Origin of the sequence: Pseudomonas sp. B21-047 (genome assembly GCF_024748775.1) — a bacterium.
Taxonomy (GTDB): domain Bacteria; phylum Pseudomonadota; class Gammaproteobacteria; order Pseudomonadales; family Pseudomonadaceae; genus Aquipseudomonas; species Aquipseudomonas capeferrum.
Map to the genome: position 1 here is coordinate 2,885,707 of NZ_CP087169.1, position 19,614 is coordinate 2,905,320.

Here is a 19,614-nt window from a genome sequence, read left to right on the forward strand (position 1 = left end):
CCTTTTTCCTCGGGGCCGCCAGGTGCTTGGCTTGGCATTTTCAGCGCCCATCAGATCGAGCGCCGCCCGCGCGGCGCTCGATCTCCGCCCCACCTCCAAACCCAAGACAGGCACCTAGCCGCCATCACCCTATCTCCCGACAAGCACATAGCAGCCGCTGTGGGCACTTCTTTGCGGCAATCCGATACAAAAATATTATCCGATACCTAATAATCTGTTTGATGTTGTGTTTTGTATCGCTTATAAATGACTCATGCCCCACCCAGCCCTGAGGCAGGAGTCAGAACATGTACGCACAGCTAGTCGAAACCGGTGTAAAACGCGTCAAGTCGCTAGACGAGATGTCGCCTGAAGAGCGCAACTTCCAGGAAAAGATCGACGCCGAGATCAAGATCGAAGCCAAGAACTGGATGCCCGAGGCTTATCGCCAGACCCTGATCCGGCAGATCTCCCAGCACGCCCATTCGGAAATCGTCGGCATGTTGCCCGAAGGCAACTGGGTCACCCGCGCCCCAAGCCTTAAGCGCAAGCTGCAACTGATGGCCAAGATCCAGGACGAAGCTGGTCACGGCCTGTACCTGTACAGCGCCATGGAAACCCTCGGCGCCGACCGCGACGAAGAAATCGCCAAGCTGCACAGCGGCAAGGCCAAGTACTCGAGCATCTTCAACTACCCGACCCTGAGCTGGGCCGACATGGGCGCGGTAGGCTGGCTGGTCGATGGCGCCGCGATCGTCAACCAGGTGGTGCTGCAGCGCACCTCCTACGGCCCCTACTCCCGCGCCATGATCCGTATCTGCAAGGAAGAGAGCTTCCACCAGCGCCAGGGCTACGAGCTGCTGCTGACCATGATGCGCCACGGCACCCAGGCGCAGAAGGACATGGTCCAGGACGCCATCAACCGCCTGTGGTGGCCGTCGCTGATGATGTTCGGCCCAAGCGACGAGCACTCCCCCAACAGCGCCCAGTCGATGGCCTGGAAGATCAAGCGCCAGACCAACGACGAACTGCGCCAGCGTTTCATCGACCAGACCGTGCCACAGCTCGAACTGCTCGGCTGCACCGCGCCCGACCCGCACCTGAAGTGGAACGAGGCCCGCGGCCACTACGACTTCGGCGAAATCCAGTGGGACGAGTTCTACGAAGTCATCAAGGGTAACGGCCCGTGCAACCTGGAGCGTGTCGCCACCCGGCGCAAAGCCATCGAGGACGGTGCCTGGGTGCGCGAGGCCGCCGTGGCCTATGCGCGCAAGCAACAGAACAAGAACGCCGCCTGAGCGGCGATTGATGCGGAGATCGAAAATGTCTGTCTGGACCCTCTACGAAGTGTTCGTGCGCAGCAAGCACGGCTTGAACCACAAGCATGTCGGCAGCGTGCATGCCGCCGACGCCGCCATGGCCATCGAGAATGCCCGTGAGCTGTACACCCGCCGCAGCGAAGGCGTGAGCCTGTGGGTGGTGCCTTCGGCGCTGATCACCGCCTCCTCGCCTGACGAGAAAGACCCGTTGTTCGCCCCTTCGGACGACAAGGTCTACCGCCACGCCAGCTTTTACGAACTGCCCGACGAAGTCGGACACATGTGAGGTTGGCCATGCATACAGAAACGCTTATCCCGTATTTGCTGCTACTGGGCGACACCGCCCTGGTGCAGGGCCAGCGCCTTTGTGAATGGTGCGGCCATGCGCCGGCCATCGAAGAAGAGCTGGCCTTGATGAACGTCGGCCTCGACCTGGTCGGCCAGGCCCGTAACTGGCTGGAGTACGCCGCCGAGCTGCTCGATGACGGCCGTGATGCCGACGCCCTTGCCATGCGTCGCGACGAACGCGCCTACCGCAACCTGCTGCTGGTCGAGCAACCCAATGGCGACTTTGCCGTGACCATGACCAAGCAGTTCTTCTATGACGCCTGGCATTACGCGGTGCTGCAGGGCCTGGCCGCGTCCAGCGACGAACGTATCGCCGGCATTGCCGCCAAGGCACTCAAGGAGGTCACCTACCACCTGCGGCGCTCCGGCGAATGGGTGCAGCGCCTGGGCGGCGGCACTGACGAAAGCCGTCGGCGCATGCTCGATGCGATCCCCGCGCTGTGGCGCTTCACCGTCGAACTGACGGCAGGCAGCGAAAACGAAGTGCGCCTGGCCGAGGCCGGCATTGCTGCCGACCCGCCCAGCGTCGGTGCGGCCTGGCTCAAGCAGGTGACAGCGATTTTCGATTCGGTGCAACTGCCGCTGCCCAAGGCGGCCAGCCATTTCTACCTGGACAGCCGCAAAGGCCTGCACACCGAGCACCTGGGGCTGTTGCTGGCCGAAATGCAGTTCCTGCCACGGGCCTACCCCGATGCAACCTGGTGAGCTGATTGCCAGCGACCTCGGCGCCCGTGCGGCCCGCGGCGATGACCTGGCCCGGGCCTGGGAAGTACTGGAGCAGGTCATGGACCCGGAAGTGCCGGTAGTCAGCGTGGTCGACCTGGGCATCGTCCGCGACCTCGACTGGCGCGCCGGCCACCTGCACCTGGTAGTCACGCCGACCTATTCCGGTTGCCCGGCGACCGAGGTGATCGAGGCCGACATCCGTGACGCGCTGCAACAGGCCGGCTTCGCTGCCCCTGCGCTGGAGCGGCGGCTGACCCCGGCCTGGAGCACCGACTGGATCAGCGAGCTGGGCCGCCAACGCTTGCGCGCCTACGGCATCGCACCGCCCGAGGGCAGCACCAGCAAGCGCAGTTTGCTCGGTGAAGCGCCCCAGGTGTGCTGCCCGCAGTGCGCCAGCCCCCACACCGAACTGCTCAGCCAGTTCGGCTCCACGGCCTGCAAGGCGCTGTACCGCTGCCGCGAGTGCCTGGAGCCGTTCGACTATTTCAAATGCATTTGAGCCGTGGAGAACACCATGAGCCAGTTTCACAGCCTGACCATCAAGCAAGTGCGTAACGAGACCCGCGACGCGGTATCCATCGCCTTCGACGTGCCTGAGCACTTGCAGGCGCAATTCAGCTTTACCCAGGGCCAGTACCTGGTCATGCGTACCCAGTTGGACAACGAGGAAGTACGCCGCTCGTATTCCATCTGCAGCGCGGTTCAGGATGGCGAGCTGCGGGTAGCCGTCAAGCGCGTGCCGGGCGGGCGTTTCTCCGCCTTTGCCAATGACGTGCTCAAGGCTGGCCAGCAACTGGAAGTGATGCCGCCGTCCGGCAGTTTCCACGTACCGCTGGACCCTGCCCGTCATGGCCACTACCTGGGCGTGGCCGCAGGCAGCGGCATCACGCCGATCCTGTCGATCATCGCCACCACCCTGGCCAGTGAGCCGCACAGCCGCTTCACCCTGCTGTACGGCAACCGCTCCAGCTCCGGTGCGTTGTTCCGCGACAAGCTCGAAGACCTGAAAAACCGTTACCTGGACCGCCTGAACCTGATTTTCGTGTTCAGCCGCGAACAGCAGGATGTCGACCTGTACAACGGCCGGATCGATGCCGACAAGTGCGGCCAACTGTTCGCCCGCTGGCTGGACGTCACCACGCTGGACGCGGCGTTCATCTGCGGCCCCCAGGCGATGACCGAAACCGTGCGTGACAGCCTGCAGGCCAACGGCATGGGCAAGGAGCGCATCCATTTCGAACTGTTTGCCGCCGCCGGCAGCGAAGCACGCCGCGAGGCCCGTGAAGCGGCGCGCCAGGTGGATTCGGCGCTCAGCCATATCACCGTGATCAGCGATGGCCGCGCCCTGTCGTTCGACCTGCCGCGCAACAGCCAGAACGTGCTGGACGCCGGTAATGCCATTGGCGCCGAGCTGCCCTACTCGTGCAAGGCGGGCGTGTGCTCCACCTGCAAGTGCCGGGTGATCGAGGGCGAGGTAGAGATGGATAGCAACCATGCGCTGGAAGACTACGAAGTGGCGGCGGGCTATGTGCTGTCGTGCCAGACCTACCCGGTGAGCGACAAGGTGGTGCTCGACTTCGACCAGTTGTAAACCCGCGCCGCTTTACAACACCGCATGCAACACCCGTGTGACCTCACAAAAAACAACTACAACACCAAGAGATCGCTGACCCATGACCCCCGAACGCATCGCAAGCATCGCCAACCACCCCGACTTCCAGCACCTGGTCCGGCGCAAGCGCCGCCTCAACGGCAGCCTGACCCTGGCCATGCTGGTGATCTACTACGGCTTCGTCCTGCTGGTGGCGTTCTCGCCCAGCACCCTCGGCCAGTCGCTCAGCGGTGGCGTGACCACCGTCGGCATGCTCGTGGGCGTGCTCATGGTGCTGTTGTCGTTCGCCCTCACCGGCATTTACGTGCACCGCGCCAACAACGTGCTCGACCCGCTCAACGACAAGGTCAAGCAGGAGTGCGCGCAATGAACTGGACCGCCATCTCGATGTTCATGGTGTTCGTCTGCTTCACCTTGCTGGTCACCCGCTGGGCCGCATTGCGGACCCGTTCGGCCAGTGACTTCTACACCGCCGGCGGCGGCCTGACCGGCATGCAGAACGGCCTGGCGATCGCCGGCGACATGATCAGCGCCGCGTCGTTCCTGGGCATTTCGGCAATGATGTTCATGAACGGCTACGACGGCTTGCTGTACGCCTTGGGCGTGCTCGCGGGTTGGCCGATCATCCTGTTCCTGATTGCCGAGCGCTTGCGCAACCTGGGCAAGTACACCTTTGCCGATGTGGTGTCCTACCGCCTGGCTCAAACCCCCGTGCGCCTGACGTCGGCGTTCGGCACCCTGGTCGTGGCGCTGATGTACCTGGTGGCGCAGATGGTCGGTGCCGGCAAGCTGATCGAGCTGCTGTTCGGTATCAGCTACCTGTATGCGGTGATGCTGGTCGGGGTGCTGATGGTCGCCTACGTGACCTTCGGCGGCATGCTCGCCACCACCTGGGTGCAGATCATCAAGGCCGTGATGTTGCTCAGCGGTACCACGTTCATGGCCTTCATGGTGCTCAAGCACTTTGGCTTCAGCACCGAGGCGATGTTTGCCAGTGCCGTTGCCGTGCACGCCAAGGGCCAGGCAATCATGGCGCCGGGCGGCTTGCTGTCGAACCCGGTGGACGCGATTTCGCTGGGCCTGGGCATGATGTTCGGCACGGCGGGCCTGCCTCATATCCTGATGCGGTTCTTCACCGTCAGCGATGCCAAGGAAGCGCGTAAGAGCGTGTTCTACGCCACCGGTTTCATTGGCTACTTCTACCTGCTGCTGATCGTCATCGGCTTCGGCGCCATCGTCATGGTCGGCACCGAGCCGTCTTACCGCGATGCAGCGGGCGCGATCATCGGCGGCGGCAACATGGTCGCGGTGCACCTGGCCCAGGCGGTGGGTGGCAACCTGTTCCTCGGTTTCATTTCTGCCGTGGCCTTCGCCACCATTCTGGCGGTCGTGGCTGGCCTGGCGCTATCCGGTGCGTCGGCGGTGTCCCACGACCTGTATGCCTGTGTGATGCGCAAAGGCCAGGCAACCGAGCAGCAAGAGATGAGGGTTTCGCGTATCGCCACCCTGGTGATCGGCCTGCTGGCCGTGGTGCTCGGGCTGGTGTTCGAGTCGCAGAACATCGCCTTCCTCTCCGGCCTGGTGCTGGCCGTGGCCGCGTCGGTCAACTTCCCGGTGTTGCTGCTTTCGATGTTCTGGAAGGGCCTGACTACCCGCGGCGCGGTGTGCGGCAGCATGGCCGGGCTGTTCTCGGCCGTCGTGCTGGTGGTACTGGGCCCGGCGGTGTGGGTCAACGTGCTGCACAACGAACAGGCACTGTTCCCCTACAGCAACCCGGCGCTGTTCTCGATGAGCCTGGCGTTCCTCGGCGCCTGGGTGTTCTCGGTCACCGACAGTTCGGCGCGGGCCACCGAAGAACGTGGCCGCTACCTGGCGCAGTTCATTCGCTCCATGACCGGTATTGGCGCCGCCGGCGCCAGCAAGCACTGATTTCGAGAACAACCATGTCGGGTACAACAACAATGAACCGCACTCGCTTCTCTTGCCTCACCTGGCTTGCCACGCTCGCCCTGCCCTTGCCGGCCATGGCGGACTTCGTCGGCGACAGCCATGCGCGCCTGGAACTGCGCAACCACTACATCAACCGCGACTTCCGCCAGAGCAATGCGCCGCAGGCCAAGGCCGAGGAATGGGGCCAAGGCTTTACTGCCCGCCTGGAATCGGGCTTCACCGAAGGCCCGGTAGGCGTCGGCGTGGATGCCATGGGCCAGTTGGGCGTCAAGCTCGACAGCAGCCGTGACCGCCGCAACACCGGCCTGCTGCCGTTTGGCCCGAACAGCCACGAGCCTGTCGATGACTACAGTGAGTTAGGCCTGACCGGTAAAGTGCGCGTGTCCAAGAGCACCCTGCGCCTGGGCACCTTGCAGCCGATCCTACCGGTGGTGGTGTACAACGACACACGCCTGCTGGCCTCGACCTTCCAGGGCGGCCTGCTGACCAGCCAGGAACTCGACGGCCTGACCGTCAACGCCGGGCGCCTGACCAAGGCCAACCTGCGCGACTCGTCCGGCCGCGACGACATCGGCTACGGCGCCGCCAGCAGCGACCACCTGGACTTCGGCGGTGGCAGCTACGCCATTACCCCGCAGACCAGCGTCAGCTACTACTACGCCAAGCTCGAAGACATCTACCGCCAGCAGTTCGTCGGCCTGGTCGACACCCGCCCGCTGGGCGAAGGCCTGAGCCTGCGCAGCGACCTGCGGTACTTCGACAGCCGCAATGATGGCGCCGAACGCGCCGGCAACATCGACAACCGCAACTTCAACGCCATGTTCACCCTCGGCGTCAGGGCGCACAAGTTCACTGCCACCTGGCAGCAGATGTCCGGCGACAGCGCCTTCCCCTTCGTCAACGGCGGCGACCCGTTCACCGTCAACCTGGTGACCTACAACACCTTCACCCGCGCCGGGCTCGATTCGTGGCAGGTGCGCTATGACTACGATTTCGTCGCCATGGGCATCCCTGGCCTGAGTTTCATGACCCGCTACACCGACGGCCGCCACGCCGAGACCGCAACCGTCAGCAACGGCCGTGAGCGCGAGCGCGACACCGACCTCACCTACGTCATCCAGAGCGGCCCGTTCAAGGACGTCAGCCTGCGCTGGCGCAACGTCACCTTCCGCTCCGGCAATGGCCTGACCAATGCCGTGGACGAGAACCGCCTGATCATCGGCTACACCCTGGCGCTGTGGTAACAGCGCCCTCAAGAGGAGAACAGCATGTCTGACGCCCCAACCCTGCAGAGCTTCATCGCTGGCCGCTGGATCGGACAGCACGGCGCCCAGGCCCTGCGCAGCGCCTTGAACGGCCATGTCCTGGCCTACAGCCATGAAGAACGCCCAGACTTCGCCGAAGCCGTGGACTTTGCCCGCGCCCGTGGCCTGGCCGAACTGATGGCCATGGACTTCCAGCAGCGCGCAGCCTGCCTCAAGGCCCTGGCGCTGTACCTGGCCGAGCACAAAGAGCAGCTCTATGCCCTGTCACACCACAGTGGCGCCACCCGCGCCGACAGCTGGATCGACATCGAAGGCGGTAATGCCACGCTGTTCGCCTACGCCGGCATCGGCAGCCGCGAACTGCCCTCGGGCAACCTGGTGCACGAAGGCCCGGCGATACCATTGGGCAAGCAAGGCCATTTCGCCGGCAGCCATATCCTGGTGCCGCGTGCTGGCGTCGCCGTGCATATCAATGCGTTCAACTTCCCCATCTGGGGCATGCTGGAGAAGTTCGCGCCCACCTTCCTGGCCGGCATGCCGTGCATTGTCAAACCCGCCACATCCACCAGTTACCTGACCGAAGCCGTGGTGCGCCTGATGCACGCGTCGGGCCTGCTGCCGGCCGGCAGCCTGCAACTGGTGATCGGCAGCACCGGCGACCTGCTCGACCGCCTGCAGGGCCAGGACGTGGTGACCTTCACCGGTTCCGCCGATACCGCAGCCAAATTACGTGTCACGCCGAACCTGATCCGCAACTCGGTGCCCTTCACCGCCGAGGCGGACTCGCTGAACTGCGCGATCCTCGGCCCGGACGTAACCCCGGACAGCGAAGAGTTCGACCTGTACATCAAGGAGGTGGTGCGTGAAATGACCACCAAGGCCGGGCAGAAATGCACCGCCATCCGCCGCGCCATCGTACCGGCCAAGCACATCGACGCCGTCGCCACCCGCCTGCGCGAGCGCTTGAGCAAGGTGGTGGTCGGCGACCCTTCGCTGGAGGGCGTGCGCATGGGTGCCTTGGCTTCCCATGATCAGCAACGTGACGTTGGTGAGAGGGTCCGCAGCCTGCTGCAGAGCTGCGACCAGTTGTTCGGCGCCAGTGACGGGTTCGCGCCGCGTGGCGAGGGCGTTGCCGAAGGGGCGTTCTTTGCACCGACCCTGCTTCAGGCGCGCGACCCGCATGCCGAAGGCGGTGCCCACGATATCGAAGCGTTCGGCCCGGTCAGCACGCTGATGGCCTACGACGACCTTGACGAAGCCTTGGCCTTGGCTGCCCGCGGCAAGGGCAGCCTGGTGGCGACCCTGGTCACCGCCGACCGAGCCGTTGCCGCCAAGGCCATCCCAATCGCCGCCGCCTGGCATGGTCGCCTGCTGGTGCTGGACCGCGAAGCCGCGCTGGAGTCCACCGGCCATGGCTCGCCGCTGCCCCAGCTCAAGCACGGCGGCCCTGGGCGTGCCGGTGGTGGCGAAGAGCTCGGTGGCCTGCGTGCGGTCAAGCACTACCTGCAGCGCGCCGCAGTGCAAGGCTCGCCGAGCATGCTCAGCGCCGTGACGGGCGAGTATGTACGCGGTGCCGAGGTAATCGAAAGCGAAGTGCATCCGTTCCGCCGCTACTTCCAGGACCTGCGTATCGGTGAATCACTGCTCACCCACCGGCGTACCGTGACCGAAGCGGACCTGGTCAACTTCGGCTGCTTGTCAGGTGACCACTTCTACATGCACTTCGATGAGATCGCCGCCAAGGAGTCGCAGTTTGGCAAGCGTATCGCCCATGGTTACTTCGTGCTGTCGGCGGCGGCGGGCCTGTTCGTCTCCCCCGGCGCTGGGCCGGTGCTGGCCAACTATGGCCTGGACACCTTGCGTTTCATCAACCCAGTGGGTATCGGCGACACGATTCAGGCGCGCCTGACCTGCAAGCGCAAGATCGACCAAGGCAAGACCAGCCCGCTGGGGCAGCCGCAAGGTGTGGTGGCGTGGGACGTCGAGGTGACCAACCAGTTGGGCGAGCTGGTGGCGAGTTACGACATTCTCACCTTGGTGCTGAAGAAGCCTGATTGAGCGCGGGCCAAGGGTAGCCGCGCTTTACCGTTGGTCAGGGCGTGCGGCTATCGGACTGACCTCCCCCGGCGCTGGTCGCTCTGAGTTCATGAGGGGTGGTCAATGGCTTCGCCTCTCACTCCTGTATTGGGCCCGCCTGATCGCGGGCCCTTTTTTATCGAAGTGGACTCGATCCAAGCGGAGGGTTGCGAGATGAAAGACAGACTGCAGATGGGGGGTGGCAGCGTCGAGGATGACTGGCCAGAGCTGGAACCTGACAGGCGCCAGGACCAGGTGGACGACCCGGATGCCGATCCGAACCTGACCGATGATGACGAAAACCGCCCCGGGGTACCTGCCAGCGACCCTGAATCGGGCGCCTGATTGCCGAATCGATGGGCTGCAGTGCAGCCCATCGCCGCACCACCGATCAGCCCACTACTGCAGGGTCACCCACTGGCTGATTGGGTTTACTCCCGGAAATACGCCAGCTCACCGCCGTAATCCCGTAGCGTTCTGCCATCGGCCTGCTCACTTTCTTGATTTTCTCCCGCCCGAACTTGGGAATGATGCCGATGCCCGCATCACAACTTGCCCAATGCCAGGCTTCGGCGTTGTCCAACCGTTCAAGACGAATGATGAAACTGCGCGGCTGACCATGCAGTTGATAATCGATGATGTAAAGCTGTGGACCAGGCATCGCAGGGGCCTCCTCTTCTCCATGGATGACTCACTGATTGATCGGGGCAGTGTGAGAAAATTCAAAATTTTTGCCGACCTTCGGTACCAGTGGCCTCGAATGGCGTTGAAGCGGGTTCAACGCGGCGCCGAACCCGCTCCCATCACATTCAATCGGCTAGGCCCTGGGTCACGAGTGTCGCCCGCCACCATGGCTGTTCTGCCCACCCTTGCGTCCGGCTTGCGACGCCCGTTCACGGTCGTTGGCGAAGTTGCCGCCGGACACTTTCCCGCCCTTGTGCCCCGCGCGGGACGCCTTTTCCCGGTCATTGGCGAAATTGCCCGGGTTGTTCTCCTTGGTGCCGCCGCGCTGGCTGGTCCGCCCTTGTTCAAGCGCCATGTCGTTTCTCCTTGCGATGGAAGGGTTGTCTGCGCAATGCCTTAATTCCGAGCCAGTGATCAGCGCCAATGCTCAATCGTTTTGCACAGGGCTGACGGGTGGCATGAAACAGCCGTAGGCCAAATGTTTGCGCCGCAGCCTCAGGCATGCACACTCCACTGGGTGCTTTGCGATTCGATCGGCATCTCGTCGATGGCGTGGATCAGCCCGTTCTCCAGCGCCTCCTCGGGCCCCAGTATCCGCGGATACGCCATCAGGTAACGGGGCACATCCAGCACTTCGGCACTGCCCTCGGTCCGTTCGGCGACGATCTGCGCGTAAAGGCGCAGGTCGTAGTCCAGGCTCATGGCGTATTCAGCCATCCTGGCATGGTCGACCGAGCCATGCAGCGTCCAGTGAAAGGGGTGAAACAGGAACTTGCTGAACGCACAGGCGGTGCGGTGCTCGCCTGCCAGAAACAGGATATTGCCCATCGACTCCACCGTGCCCAGGTTGTGGGTGTGCAGCGGAATCGGCAACGCGCGCAGGAAGTTGTACAAGGTGAACCCATAACTGCACTCACCGCCCATGGTGGCGATGTTCAGTTGCAGCAATTCGGCGCCTTGTTGCATGGCCCGCGAGCAGGTGCTGATCAGGTTGCCGCAGGTGGATGAGTTGATCGGGCCGGTGAAATGGATGATATGTCTGGCCATGCTTGCCTCCAGGGTGGCGGGTCATCCATTGAATGGGCAGGCCCTCATTGGTATGCGGTGGAGACGCCATCGGCGGCAAAGTTCAACTCTGCTCGCGCTCCCGTTGGTCAACCGTGCTGAACCTCACAGGCCCGTGCCAGTCGCAATTTCAGAGTGACCTCTCAAAGAGCTGGCAATGAGGAAGGCAGCGTGAGCGAGATCCGCATCGGAATATCAGGGTGGCGCTACGGCCCTTGGCGCAGGGATTTCTACCCCAAGGGGCTGCGCCAGGACAGCGAACTGGCGTTCGCCTCGCGGGCAGTCAACAGCATCGAGATCAATGGCTCGTTCTACAGCCTGCAAACTCCCGAACGGTATCTGGGCTGGCGTGAGGAGACGCCAGACGGTTTCGTGTTCTCGGTCAAGGGGCCGCGCTATATCACCCATGTACGCAGGCTCAAGGATATCGAAGAGCCGGTGGCCAATTTCTTTGCCTCCGGGCCGTTGTTGCTGGGTGACAAACTGGGCCCCATCCTGTGGCAGTTTCCGCCCAACATGACGTTCGACGAAGCACGCTTCGCCCGGTTTTTCCAACTGCTCCCGCGCAACCGGGACGCCGCGCGCGAATGTGCCAAAGGGTGTGCCGAGCGCCTCAAGGGCAATGGCAGTACCAACATCGATGGCAACGCACGGCTGCGCCACGCCGTGGAAATCCGCAACGAGAGCTTTCTATGTGAAGCCTTCGTCAAGCTGCTGCGCAAACACCGTATTGCGCTGGTAGTGGCCGACAGCGCAGGCAAATGGCCATATGTCGAAGATATCACCGCCGACTTTGTCTACATGCGCCTGCACGGCGACGTGGAACTGTACAGCAGCGGCTACACCGCGCACGCCTTGCGCCGCTGGAAGCAACGCATCGTGCGTTGGAGCCAGGGCGGCCAGGTGGAAGACGCGCAGTTGATTGTGCCCGGCGCGCCACCCCAGCGTGCCTCCCGCGACATCTATTGCTACTTCGACAACGACCAGAAGGTGCATGCGCCCTACGACGCGCGACGCCTGCTGGAAAAGCTGAAACTCGATTACGACCTGGTCACCGAGCCTGGCGTCGCACCGGAGGTCGAGCTTTGAACCGAACCCTGACAGCCCCCCGCTGCATCATCGACAACGTCACCACGGTGCATCGGCTGAACGTGCTGACTATCAACGTGCACAAGGGCTTCACTGTATTCAACCGGCGTTTCATCCTGCCGGAGCTGCGTGAGGCCGTACGCGCCACCGGTGCCGACCTGGTGTTTCTTCAGGAGGTGCACGGCAGCCATCAGCAACATGCCATACGCCATGCGGCGTGGCCGGAAATCCCGCAGTACGAGTTTTTGGCCGACAGCATGTGGCCGCAGTTCGCCTATGGGCGCAACGCCGTGTACCCCCATGGCGACCACGGCAATGCCCTGCTGTCGAAGTTCCCGATCCGCCAGTTCACCAACCTCGATGTCTCCATTCAGGGCAATGAACAGCGGGGCCTGCTGCACTGTTGCCTGGACGTGCCAGGCCATCAGCAGGTACACGCGGTGTGCGTGCACCTGGGCCTGCGCGAGGCCCACCGCCAGCGCCAGGTGCGCTTGTTGCTGGAACTGCTCGACAGCTTGCCGCCCAAGGCGCCGGTGATCATTGCCGGCGACTTCAATGACTGGCGCCTGAAGGCCGATGCGGTGTTGTCCGAACACCTGGTCGAAGCCTTTGGCGAGCATTTCGGGACCCCGGCGCGCAGCTTTCCGGCGCGGTTGCCACTGCTGCGGCTCGACCGTATCTACCTGCGCAATGCCATGCCGGGCAAGGCGCAGGTGCTGGCGAAGTACCCTTGGTCGCACCTTTCTGACCATGTCCCCCTTGCTGCGGAGATAAGCCTGTGAACCGACCTTGGCTAGAGGGCAACAGCGTGCAGTTGCTGATCAACGGCGAACAATACTACCCACGCGTATTCGAGGCGATGGCCCAGGCGCGGGAAGAAATTCTGCTGGAGACGTTCATCATTTTCGATGACAAGGTCGGCCAGCAGCTGCAGCAGGTGCTGATAGCGGCCGCTGGCCGTGGTGTGCGCGTCGAGGTGGCGGTCGATGGCTACGGCACTGCCGACCTGCCCGACGCCTTCATCTCGGCGATGACCGACGCCGGCGTCAACTTTCATGCCTTCGACCCCCAGCCCAGGCTGGCGGGCATGCGCACCAACCTGTTTCGCCGCCTGCACCGCAAGATCGTGGTGATCGATGGGCAGCGCGCGTTCATCGGCGGCATCAACTACAGTGCCGATCACCTGGGCGACTACGGGCCCATGGCCAAGCAGGACTACGCCGTCGAGGTCACCGGCCCCGTGGTGGCCCAGGTGCACGCCACCAGTAGGCGCCTGATGTCGCCGGTGCTGCAGCCCCCCAGCGAGGTGCGCCCGGTCACCGAGCCTACCGGGGCGATCACGGCCGTGCTGGTCGAGCGCGACAATGGCCAGCGCAGCACCGCCATCGAAGCGCAGTACCTGCAAGCCTTTCGTGCGGCCCGGCAGCGTATCGTGGTGGCCAATGCCTATTTCTTTCCGGGCTACCGGTTGCTGCGCGAACTGCGTAATGCAGCGCGGCGCGGGGTGGCCGTGACCTTGATTCTGCAGGGCCAGCCCGACATGCGCTGGGTGCGGGCCTTGTCGCGGCTGCTGTACAACTACCTATTGCGCGACGGGGTGCGTATTCACGAGTACTGCAGCCGGCCGTTGCACGGCAAGGTCGCCTTGGTCGACGACCAGTGGGCCACTGTGGGTTCAAGCAACCTGGACCCGTTGAGCCTGTCGTTCAACCTGGAGGCCAACCTGTTCATCCGCGATCGTGGGTTCAACCAGCAGTTGCACCAGCATCTGCAGGCGCTGGCCAGCGAACAATGCAAATCGGTCACCCTGGAACGGATGATCCGCGGCTACTGGTGGCGGGCACCGCTGATCTTCCTGTGCTTCCACGCCATACGCCACTTCCCGCGGATAGCCGGCTGGTTCCCGGCGCACCGTCAGCGCTTGCGCTCGGTGCAACCGGAGGTCGAAGCACACGGCGATTTTCACGAGGGGCAGACCTGATGGCGCGCACACGGTGGCAAACCTGGGCCAAGCGCCTGTTCACCTTGCTGTTCCTGTTGCTGATACCCGCCTTGCTGTACATGCTGGCGCGCAACCTTGACTGGAACGAGGTGCGTCAGTCACTGCTGGCCTACAAACCCGGGACCCTGGCCATCGGCTTGGTCATCGCCTTGTGCAGCTACCTGACGTTTGCCAGTTACGACCTGCTCGCACGTGCCTACACAGGGCATACGCTGCCCGCCAGGCAGGTGTTGCCGGTGGCGTTCGTGTGCTACGCCTTCAACCTCAACTTCACCACATGGGTGGGCGGCGTCGCCTTGCGTTATCGGCTGTATGGCCGGCTTGGCCTGGACACCGCGACGATCACCCGCATCCTGACCTTAGGCCTGTTGACCAACTGGATGGGCTACATGCTGCTGGCCGGTACGGTATTCGCCCTGCGCTTGGTGAAACTGCCCGAAAGCTGGGCGGTGGGCGCTACAGGCTTGCAACTGATCGGGTTCGGCTTGCTGGCCATCGCCCTTGCCTACCTGCTGGCCTGCGGCTTTGCAAAAAAACGTACCTGGCAGTGGCGCGAACATGAAGTCACCCTGCCGGCCTTGCGCCTGGCGCTGTGCCAGGTAGCCCTTGGCGCCAGCAACTGGGCGTTGATGGCGCTGCTGATCTTCTGGCTGCTCCCTGAAAAGGCCTTTTACCCGTCGATTCTCGGGATCCTGCTCATCAGTTGCGTGGCAGGTGTGGTCGCGCACATCCCGGCAGGCCTTGGCGTGCTTGAAACGGTGTTCCTGGCCTTGCTGCACGGCCAGATCCCTCAAGGCACGCTGGTAGCCGCGCTATTGGGGTATCGAACGCTGTACTACCTGATCCCCCTGGTGCTGGCAGTCGTTACGTATCTGATTCTGGAAAAGCGCGCCAAGGCCATGCGCCAGCGCGATAACCCAGCCTAGCGCGGTTCAAGGGCCTTGGCCCGGGAGGTAGCGTATGCGAGTCGCTCTGTTGATGATGATGCTCACAAGCTTTGCCAGCACCCATGTGCTGGCAGAGGCCTGCAATGTGCTCACCCGTTCCTCCAGCGAAGCCGTCAAGCCGGTTGAGCAGCACACCTGTTACAGCTACAGCAACCTGCCTGCCGAAGCGATCAACTGGTCGTGCAGCAACGAGAGCAAGGACATGCTCAGTACGCAGAAGCAGAAAGTCGCGCGGTGCGCGGATGGCAGCGTAGGCAGTTGCATCGCGCCCTTGACCCAGGAAGCCTTGGCCAACCCCAAAGCCGGGGGTGGGCAACCTTCGACACGGCCGGCGTTGTCCAAGGATGCGCGGGTGATTACCTACTATTACGACACGCCCAGCCTTGGCCAGGCGCGGGCAGATTGCGAGCGCAGCGACGGGATCTGGCAAACGCATTGACCCGTAGTGGCGCCTTTTGGGGCTGCTCGCACCCCCAAAAGGCGGTCCAATTCACACCGCGCTGTCGTCGTCCTCGACTGGCCGCGACGCCTCAGCGCAATCACAACCGCTCATGCGGCACGGCTCGCCATTGCGATGCCCCGACGCACAGGCTTCACAGCAATACGCCTTGCCCTCTTGTTGCAAGGCATTGACATCCACCGTGCAAGAACAGTGGGCACAGGCACAGCGTTGCTCATTCATGGGGTTTGTCCTCCTCGTCTACTACGTCATCGGTCCAGGGTTCACCGTCCAGCGGCGCCGAACGCGCCAGCTCAGCCTCGTCCAGGCCGAACCCGCCGCCAATTTCGCCCGCACCGACCCGCCGCAAGGACTGGTCAGCCGGGCCTTCGCCGTCACCGGCTTCATACGGGTCACGGGCACCGGTCTCGTCCAGCAAGGTGTCCGGGCTCATGTCGTCATAGGTGACATTGTCTTCATGGAGGCTGTCGCTCAGCGCCTCGCCGCCCGTCATGCCGGCTTCGGCGACACGTTTGGGCGCAAATTCCTGGTCGACTTCACGGGCAGGTCGCTCGTCACCCACCCGCCCTTCGCGTTCGTCGTTATGGTCATCGAAGTCAAGCTCGTGGACACTGCCCATGCGGTCTTCGGTGTCGTCGATTTCCGCTGGCGTGTAAGGCTTGGGTTGATCGGGGCGAGACATGTGCGTTCTCCGTCAGTTGGCTACAACCGGTCGACTGCGCTACCCCCGGGAAGATTCAGAGTTTTTCACGCCGGCGCCTGAACGGCGCTGCGCGCGCGATGCAGGGCATTGGTCAGATGCAGCCGCATGGCGGCCCGAGCGGCATCGGCGTCGTGATGCTCGAGCGCAACGTACAGCTGCGCGCGCTCACGCACGTGCTGGGCGCGTTGCCCGTCGCTGAGCGTGCGTTGTGCGCCGCTCATCAAGGTATCGGCCAGGTGCTGCATGGCATCGATGAAAAAGCTGTTGCCGGTGCACAGGGCAATCTGCAGGTGAAACTCGAAGACGATACGGGTGCTGTCCTTGTGCAGCGGCCCCACGGCATTGGCATCGTCCAGCGCCGCGCGAATGGCCAGCAACTGGCCGGGTGTAGCGCGTTGCGCAGCCAGCGCAGCGCACTCCACTTCAAGGCTCAGGCGTAGTTCGAGCAGTGCCACCGCATCAAGGGCGCTGCCCTTTTCATGTGGATGAGCTTGAAGGTCGCCCGGCCGGATGGTGTCCATCACGAACGTACCGATGCCACGCCGGGTTTCTACCAGGCCCTCGGCCTGCAGCCGCGACATCGCCTCGCGAACCACGGTACGGCTGACCTTGCGCGCTTCGGTGAAGGCTTGCTCGGTCGGCAGCTTGGTACCGGCCGGCAGTTCGCCGGCCAATATGCTGCGCGACAACTCCAGCACCAGTTGCTGGGCCAGGCTGACCCGTCGATCAGGGTTAACACGCTCCATGGGAGGATCCATTCAAACCAGACGATGGAGGATTGTAACCGCAGTTTTGCCGCAAAACGCACTATAATGCCCGCTGATCAGCCAAGAGCACGACGATGTCGGACTTCAACGCCACCGCCCAAATCAAACCGCGCCGCCTCGCCGAATCGCTGGTCGAGCGCTTTGCCCAACGCATGCGCGAGGGCACCCTCAAGCGTGGCGACAAACTCCCCACCGAAACCCAGATCATGGCCGCCGAAAGCGTCAGCCGGTCGGTGGTGCGTGACGCCTTGTCGCGGATGCAGGCGGCCGGCCTGGTCGAAACCCAGCACGGCGTCGGTACCTTCGTCCTCGATATGCCGGCACCGGAAGGCTTCAACGTCGGGCCGGCGACCATCATGCTGTTGTCCGACGTGCTCGACCTGCTGGAGTTTCGCCTGAGCCTGGAGGTGCAAGCCGCCGGCATGGCCGCCGAACGGGCCACGCCCCAGGCCATCGACGAACTGGAACAGGCGCTGAAGGCGCTGCTGCAAGGTCCGGAAAAGTCCGGTAGCACCACCAACGCCGACTTCCAGTTCCACCTGAAAATCGCCAAGGCCGCTGGCAACCCCTACCTGATCGACATCATGAAGCACCTGGGTACCAAGCTGATCCCCCGCACCCGGATGAACTCGGCCTACACCGGGCAAAGCAATCGCAGCACCTACCTGGCAGGCATCAACGCCGAACATCAGCAGATCTTCGACGCCATCGTCAGCAGGCAGGTCGATGCCGCCCGTGCGGCGATGTTCCTGCACTTGAGCAACAGCCGCATGCGCCTGCGTGAGGCGCAGAAGCTTCAGGCGGTCTACAGCGAGTGAGCGGGCTCAGGGGCTGGCCGTACATCCTTGAACACCAGCCCTTCGCTGCTACCGACCTGCCAGGGGTTGCCGGTGCCGGCTTCGCTGAAGTGAACCGCCTCGAACCGTGAGCCTTGCAGGCCGTCGATCTTCACCTTGGCGGGCCCGCTGAAGCGCACGCGCTCGAAGGCCAGGCCTTGGTGATAAGCGCCATGCAGGCTGTCGCCCTTGACCTCGATCGCCGCCAGTTGGGCGTTCTCGACGGTGACATCGCTGACCCGCACATCGCGGAACTGCCCCGCTATCGTCGACTTCTGGTAGTCCAGCTTGGCATTGGGGTCGTTGTAATCGAGGGTAAAGATAAACGCCTGCTTGACCGTGTTGCGCATCGCCGAATCGCGGAATACCACGTTACGCGCCCCACCCCCCATGAAGTTGGTGCTCTTCATGCGCAAGCCGGTATCGGTGCCGTCGGAGACGTTGTCCTCGGCCAGGATGTTCTGGATCCACGCCCCGGTGTGGCTGCCGGCGACGACCATGCCGTGGCCCTTGCGGAAGTAGTTGTTGAAGATCCAGGCGTCTTCCTGGGGCTTTTGCCTGACCGCATCGGCGCCCGTGCCGGCAGCGAAGTTGACGCAGTCATCACCGGTATCGAAGAAGTTGTTGAACACCATGGCGCCACGGCTGTTGGCGAACTCGATGCCATCGCCGTTGTTGGCGTCGTAGGTCTTGTGCGTGGTGTTGGCCAGCACCACGTTTTCGGTCTCCAGGTTCATGATGCCGTGGTAGGCCGGGTTAAGCACGGTGAAGCCACCGTAGAAGACGTTGGTGACATTGCGCAAAGTGACCAGCGACGAGCGCATCTGGCCATAGGCGTCCTTGACGTTCATGCCCTCGGCTACTGCTCGTTCGACCTGGGCTTTGGCCAGCAGGCCGTCCTGCAGGTAACGGGTATTGTCGCTGGGCAGGTAGAACGGCAGCGCCTGGCCACGCTCGTCGAGCACGTCGGCGTGGCGCTTCCAGCCGTTGCCGTCGATGACGCCCTTGCCGACAATGCGGATGTTCTCGAATGCCTGGTGCTTGCGTGGGTCACGCGGCAAGGCGTTGATCAGCGAGGCCGGGCGCACGGTGGTGGAGTACGGGTACTGGATGTAGCCTTGGCGTGGATAGTCCTCGGCGCGCTCGGAGCCCAGCAGCGTCGCGCCCTCGGCGATTTCCAGGGTCATGTTGCTTTTGAGGTACAGCGAGCCGCTCTTGTAGGTGCCGGCGGGCAGCAGCACTTTGCAGCCTGCTGTGCAGGCATCGATGGCACGCTGGATCGCGACAGTGTCGAGGGCGCGGCCGTCTCCCTTGGCGCCGTACTGTTTGACATCGAACAACGCCGGCACGGCGGTGGTGCGTTGGGTGATGACGGGGCTATCAGCCGACTCTTTGCCGTCGCGGCCCACCGAACGCACGGTGAAGCGGTATTCGGTGTCGGGCGCCAGGCCCTGCGCGGTGTAACTGTGGATGGCGATGCGGTGATGGAAATTGCGCGTGTCCTGCTGGTAGAAGTGGTCGATGTAGGGTTTGGCGGGCGATACCTGGCCGTTGTTGGTGTTGCTGCCACCGAGCAGCTTGCCGTTGGCGTAGACGTGGTAGTCGGTGATGGCGGCGTGGTCGGCCGGTTTTTCCCAGACCAGGATGATCTGCTGGTCGTCATAGGCCAGCGTCGGCACCTGCAGCTTGGTGGGGGGCTCCATCGCCCACAGCGGCAGGCTGCAGCTGATGGCCAACGTGGTCAGAAGTGGTCTTGCGTACGGCATTTTTATCTTCCTTGTAGTTG

22 protein-coding genes and 1 pseudogene are annotated in these 19,614 nt (G+C 63.4%); 16 read left to right on the forward strand and 7 right to left on the reverse strand.

The window, feature by feature from the left end:
• The first annotated feature begins 287 nt into the window (after nucleotides 1-287).
• The 10 genes and pseudogenes from paaA (at nucleotide 288) to LOY26_RS12980 (ending at nucleotide 9,620) form a co-directional block, all read left to right on the forward strand.
• A complete protein-coding gene (gene paaA, locus LOY26_RS12935) occupies nucleotides 288-1,277 on the forward strand; it encodes a 1,2-phenylacetyl-CoA epoxidase subunit PaaA (protein ID WP_033697905.1) in 990 nt (329 codons plus the stop codon).
• 25 nt (nucleotides 1,278-1,302) lie between these two features.
• Entirely contained in the window at nucleotides 1,303-1,584 is a 282-nt protein-coding gene (gene paaB, locus LOY26_RS12940) for a 1,2-phenylacetyl-CoA epoxidase subunit PaaB (RefSeq protein WP_004374528.1), read from the forward strand.
• Nucleotides 1,585-1,592: 8 nt separating this feature from the next.
• On the forward strand, nucleotides 1,593-2,351 hold the full coding sequence (paaC, locus tag LOY26_RS12945) for a 1,2-phenylacetyl-CoA epoxidase subunit PaaC (RefSeq protein WP_258714863.1): 759 nt from the start codon (nucleotides 1,593-1,595) through the stop codon (nucleotides 2,349-2,351).
• Entirely contained in the window at nucleotides 2,338-2,871 is a 534-nt protein-coding gene (paaD, locus tag LOY26_RS12950; protein ID WP_033697907.1) for a 1,2-phenylacetyl-CoA epoxidase subunit PaaD, read from the forward strand. Before paaC ends, paaD begins: the two co-directional genes overlap by 14 nt.
• Before the next feature lie 15 nt (nucleotides 2,872-2,886).
• The gene (gene paaE, locus LOY26_RS12955) at nucleotides 2,887-3,963 is read left to right on the forward strand and encodes a 1,2-phenylacetyl-CoA epoxidase subunit PaaE (RefSeq protein ID WP_095064473.1); all 1,077 of its coding nucleotides are present in this window, start codon (nucleotides 2,887-2,889) and stop codon (nucleotides 3,961-3,963) included.
• An 82-nt stretch (nucleotides 3,964-4,045) separates the two neighbouring features.
• On the forward strand, nucleotides 4,046-4,354 hold the full coding sequence (locus tag LOY26_RS12960; RefSeq protein ID WP_012314487.1) for a DUF485 domain-containing protein: 309 nt from the start codon (nucleotides 4,046-4,048) through the stop codon (nucleotides 4,352-4,354).
• Nucleotides 4,345-5,913, forward strand: a pseudogene (locus LOY26_RS12965) (cation acetate symporter); the annotation flags it as partial. The gene LOY26_RS12960 and the pseudogene LOY26_RS12965, both read left to right, overlap by 10 nt.
• A 32-nt stretch (nucleotides 5,914-5,945) precedes the next feature.
• Nucleotides 5,946-7,178: an OprD family porin gene (locus LOY26_RS12970; RefSeq protein ID WP_186653316.1), complete on the forward strand. Its 1,233-nt coding sequence runs from the start codon at nucleotides 5,946-5,948 to the stop codon at nucleotides 7,176-7,178.
• Between the two features lie 24 nt (nucleotides 7,179-7,202).
• Nucleotides 7,203-9,257: a phenylacetic acid degradation bifunctional protein PaaZ gene (gene paaZ / locus LOY26_RS12975; protein ID WP_258714864.1), complete on the forward strand. Its 2,055-nt coding sequence runs from the start codon at nucleotides 7,203-7,205 to the stop codon at nucleotides 9,255-9,257.
• A 192-nt stretch (nucleotides 9,258-9,449) separates the two neighbouring features.
• A complete protein-coding gene (locus LOY26_RS12980) occupies nucleotides 9,450-9,620 on the forward strand; it encodes a hypothetical protein (RefSeq protein ID WP_186653691.1) in 171 nt (56 codons plus the stop codon).
• Between the two features lie 46 nt (nucleotides 9,621-9,666).
• Here LOY26_RS12980 and LOY26_RS12985 read toward each other — a convergent pair whose 3' ends face one another.
• The 3 genes from LOY26_RS12985 to LOY26_RS12995 form a co-directional block, all read right to left on the reverse strand.
• Nucleotides 9,667-9,936 carry a DUF6555 family protein gene (locus tag LOY26_RS12985; RefSeq protein ID WP_077068408.1) on the reverse strand — a complete coding sequence of 90 codons (270 nt, stop codon included), beginning with the start codon at nucleotides 9,934-9,936 and terminating at the stop codon, nucleotides 9,667-9,669.
• A 168-nt stretch (nucleotides 9,937-10,104) separates the two neighbouring features.
• Nucleotides 10,105-10,314: a general stress protein gene (locus LOY26_RS12990; protein WP_186653322.1), complete on the reverse strand. Its 210-nt coding sequence runs from the start codon at nucleotides 10,312-10,314 to the stop codon at nucleotides 10,105-10,107.
• A 140-nt stretch (nucleotides 10,315-10,454) separates the two neighbouring features.
• Nucleotides 10,455-11,006 carry an ATP-dependent Clp protease proteolytic subunit gene (locus LOY26_RS12995; protein ID WP_186653324.1) on the reverse strand — a complete coding sequence of 184 codons (552 nt, stop codon included), beginning with the start codon at nucleotides 11,004-11,006 and terminating at the stop codon, nucleotides 10,455-10,457.
• 189 nt (nucleotides 11,007-11,195) lie between these two features.
• Between LOY26_RS12995 and LOY26_RS13000 the strand changes: the two genes are divergently transcribed.
• Genes LOY26_RS13000 through LOY26_RS13020 form a run of 5 tightly spaced genes read left to right on the forward strand, consistent with a single transcriptional unit; the run spans nucleotide 11,196 to nucleotide 15,501 of the window.
• Complete coding sequence (locus tag LOY26_RS13000; RefSeq protein ID WP_258714865.1) at nucleotides 11,196-12,113, forward strand: DUF72 domain-containing protein; 918 nt, start codon at nucleotides 11,196-11,198, stop codon at nucleotides 12,111-12,113.
• Entirely contained in the window at nucleotides 12,110-12,895 is a 786-nt protein-coding gene (locus LOY26_RS13005) for an endonuclease/exonuclease/phosphatase family protein (protein WP_186653338.1), read from the forward strand. Before LOY26_RS13000 ends, LOY26_RS13005 begins: the two co-directional genes overlap by 4 nt.
• Nucleotides 12,892-14,094, forward strand: a complete 1,203-nt coding sequence (gene clsB / locus LOY26_RS13010) for a cardiolipin synthase ClsB (RefSeq protein WP_033697918.1) — start codon at nucleotides 12,892-12,894, stop codon at nucleotides 14,092-14,094. The genes LOY26_RS13005 and clsB overlap by 4 nt, the downstream gene beginning before the upstream one ends.
• Entirely contained in the window at nucleotides 14,094-15,041 is a 948-nt protein-coding gene (locus LOY26_RS13015; protein ID WP_047583190.1) for a lysylphosphatidylglycerol synthase domain-containing protein, read from the forward strand. Before clsB ends, LOY26_RS13015 begins: the two co-directional genes overlap by 1 nt.
• Before the next feature lie 34 nt (nucleotides 15,042-15,075).
• Complete coding sequence (locus tag LOY26_RS13020) at nucleotides 15,076-15,501, forward strand: hypothetical protein (RefSeq protein ID WP_033697920.1); 426 nt, start codon at nucleotides 15,076-15,078, stop codon at nucleotides 15,499-15,501.
• A 51-nt stretch (nucleotides 15,502-15,552) separates the two neighbouring features.
• Here the strand turns inward: LOY26_RS13020 and LOY26_RS13025 are convergent, their stop codons facing one another.
• The 3 genes from LOY26_RS13025 to LOY26_RS13035 form a co-directional block, all read right to left on the reverse strand.
• Nucleotides 15,553-15,744: a metallothionein gene (locus LOY26_RS13025; protein WP_077068409.1), complete on the reverse strand. Its 192-nt coding sequence runs from the start codon at nucleotides 15,742-15,744 to the stop codon at nucleotides 15,553-15,555.
• A complete protein-coding gene (locus LOY26_RS13030) occupies nucleotides 15,737-16,204 on the reverse strand; it encodes a phosphotransferase system, HPr-related protein (RefSeq protein ID WP_095064468.1) in 468 nt (155 codons plus the stop codon). Before LOY26_RS13030 ends, LOY26_RS13025 begins: the two co-directional genes overlap by 8 nt.
• Nucleotides 16,205-16,269: 65 nt before the next feature.
• A complete protein-coding gene (locus LOY26_RS13035) occupies nucleotides 16,270-16,971 on the reverse strand; it encodes a FadR/GntR family transcriptional regulator (RefSeq protein ID WP_186653346.1) in 702 nt (233 codons plus the stop codon).
• 95 nt (nucleotides 16,972-17,066) lie between these two features.
• On the opposite strand from LOY26_RS13035, the gene LOY26_RS13040 reads away from it, so the two are divergent.
• Nucleotides 17,067-17,810 (forward strand): FadR/GntR family transcriptional regulator, encoded by a 744-nt coding sequence (locus LOY26_RS13040; protein WP_047583192.1) that lies wholly within the window; start codon nucleotides 17,067-17,069, stop codon nucleotides 17,808-17,810.
• Here LOY26_RS13040 and LOY26_RS13045 read toward each other — a convergent pair.
• Nucleotides 17,798-19,594, reverse strand: a complete 1,797-nt coding sequence (locus tag LOY26_RS13045; protein WP_258714866.1) for a glycoside hydrolase family 28 protein — start codon at nucleotides 19,592-19,594, stop codon at nucleotides 17,798-17,800. The two genes, LOY26_RS13040 and LOY26_RS13045, sit on opposite strands and share 13 nt — an antisense overlap.
• Nucleotides 19,595-19,614 lie beyond the last annotated feature (20 nt).

Coding starts and splice junctions, on each gene's coding strand:
- LOY26_RS13020 (WP_033697920.1), top strand. CDS start 15,076: ATGCGAGTCGCTCTGTTGATGATGATGCTCACAAGCTTTGCCAGCACC.
- paaA (WP_033697905.1), top strand. CDS start 288: ATGTACGCACAGCTAGTCGAAACCGGTGTAAAACGCGTCAAGTCGCTA.
- LOY26_RS12995 (WP_186653324.1), bottom strand. CDS start 11,006: ATGGCCAGACATATCATCCATTTCACCGGCCCGATCAACTCATCCACC.
- paaB (WP_004374528.1), top strand. CDS start 1,303: ATGTCTGTCTGGACCCTCTACGAAGTGTTCGTGCGCAGCAAGCACGGC.
- LOY26_RS13015 (WP_047583190.1), top strand. CDS start 14,094: ATGGCGCGCACACGGTGGCAAACCTGGGCCAAGCGCCTGTTCACCTTG.
- paaC (WP_258714863.1), top strand. CDS start 1,593: ATGCATACAGAAACGCTTATCCCGTATTTGCTGCTACTGGGCGACACC.
- LOY26_RS12970 (WP_186653316.1), top strand. CDS start 5,946: ATGAACCGCACTCGCTTCTCTTGCCTCACCTGGCTTGCCACGCTCGCC.
- LOY26_RS12960 (WP_012314487.1), top strand. CDS start 4,046: ATGACCCCCGAACGCATCGCAAGCATCGCCAACCACCCCGACTTCCAG.
- LOY26_RS12985 (WP_077068408.1), bottom strand. CDS start 9,936: ATGCCTGGTCCACAGCTTTACATCATCGATTATCAACTGCATGGTCAG.
- LOY26_RS13045 (WP_258714866.1), bottom strand. CDS start 19,594: ATGCCGTACGCAAGACCACTTCTGACCACGTTGGCCATCAGCTGCAGC.
- paaZ (WP_258714864.1), top strand. CDS start 7,203: ATGTCTGACGCCCCAACCCTGCAGAGCTTCATCGCTGGCCGCTGGATC.
- paaE (WP_095064473.1), top strand. CDS start 2,887: ATGAGCCAGTTTCACAGCCTGACCATCAAGCAAGTGCGTAACGAGACC.
- LOY26_RS12990 (WP_186653322.1), bottom strand. CDS start 10,314: ATGGCGCTTGAACAAGGGCGGACCAGCCAGCGCGGCGGCACCAAGGAG.
- LOY26_RS13025 (WP_077068409.1), bottom strand. CDS start 15,744: ATGAATGAGCAACGCTGTGCCTGTGCCCACTGTTCTTGCACGGTGGAT.
- LOY26_RS13035 (WP_186653346.1), bottom strand. CDS start 16,971: ATGGAGCGTGTTAACCCTGATCGACGGGTCAGCCTGGCCCAGCAACTG.
- LOY26_RS13030 (WP_095064468.1), bottom strand. CDS start 16,204: ATGTCTCGCCCCGATCAACCCAAGCCTTACACGCCAGCGGAAATCGAC.
- paaD (WP_033697907.1), top strand. CDS start 2,338: ATGCAACCTGGTGAGCTGATTGCCAGCGACCTCGGCGCCCGTGCGGCC.
- LOY26_RS12980 (WP_186653691.1), top strand. CDS start 9,450: ATGAAAGACAGACTGCAGATGGGGGGTGGCAGCGTCGAGGATGACTGG.
- LOY26_RS13040 (WP_047583192.1), top strand. CDS start 17,067: ATGTCGGACTTCAACGCCACCGCCCAAATCAAACCGCGCCGCCTCGCC.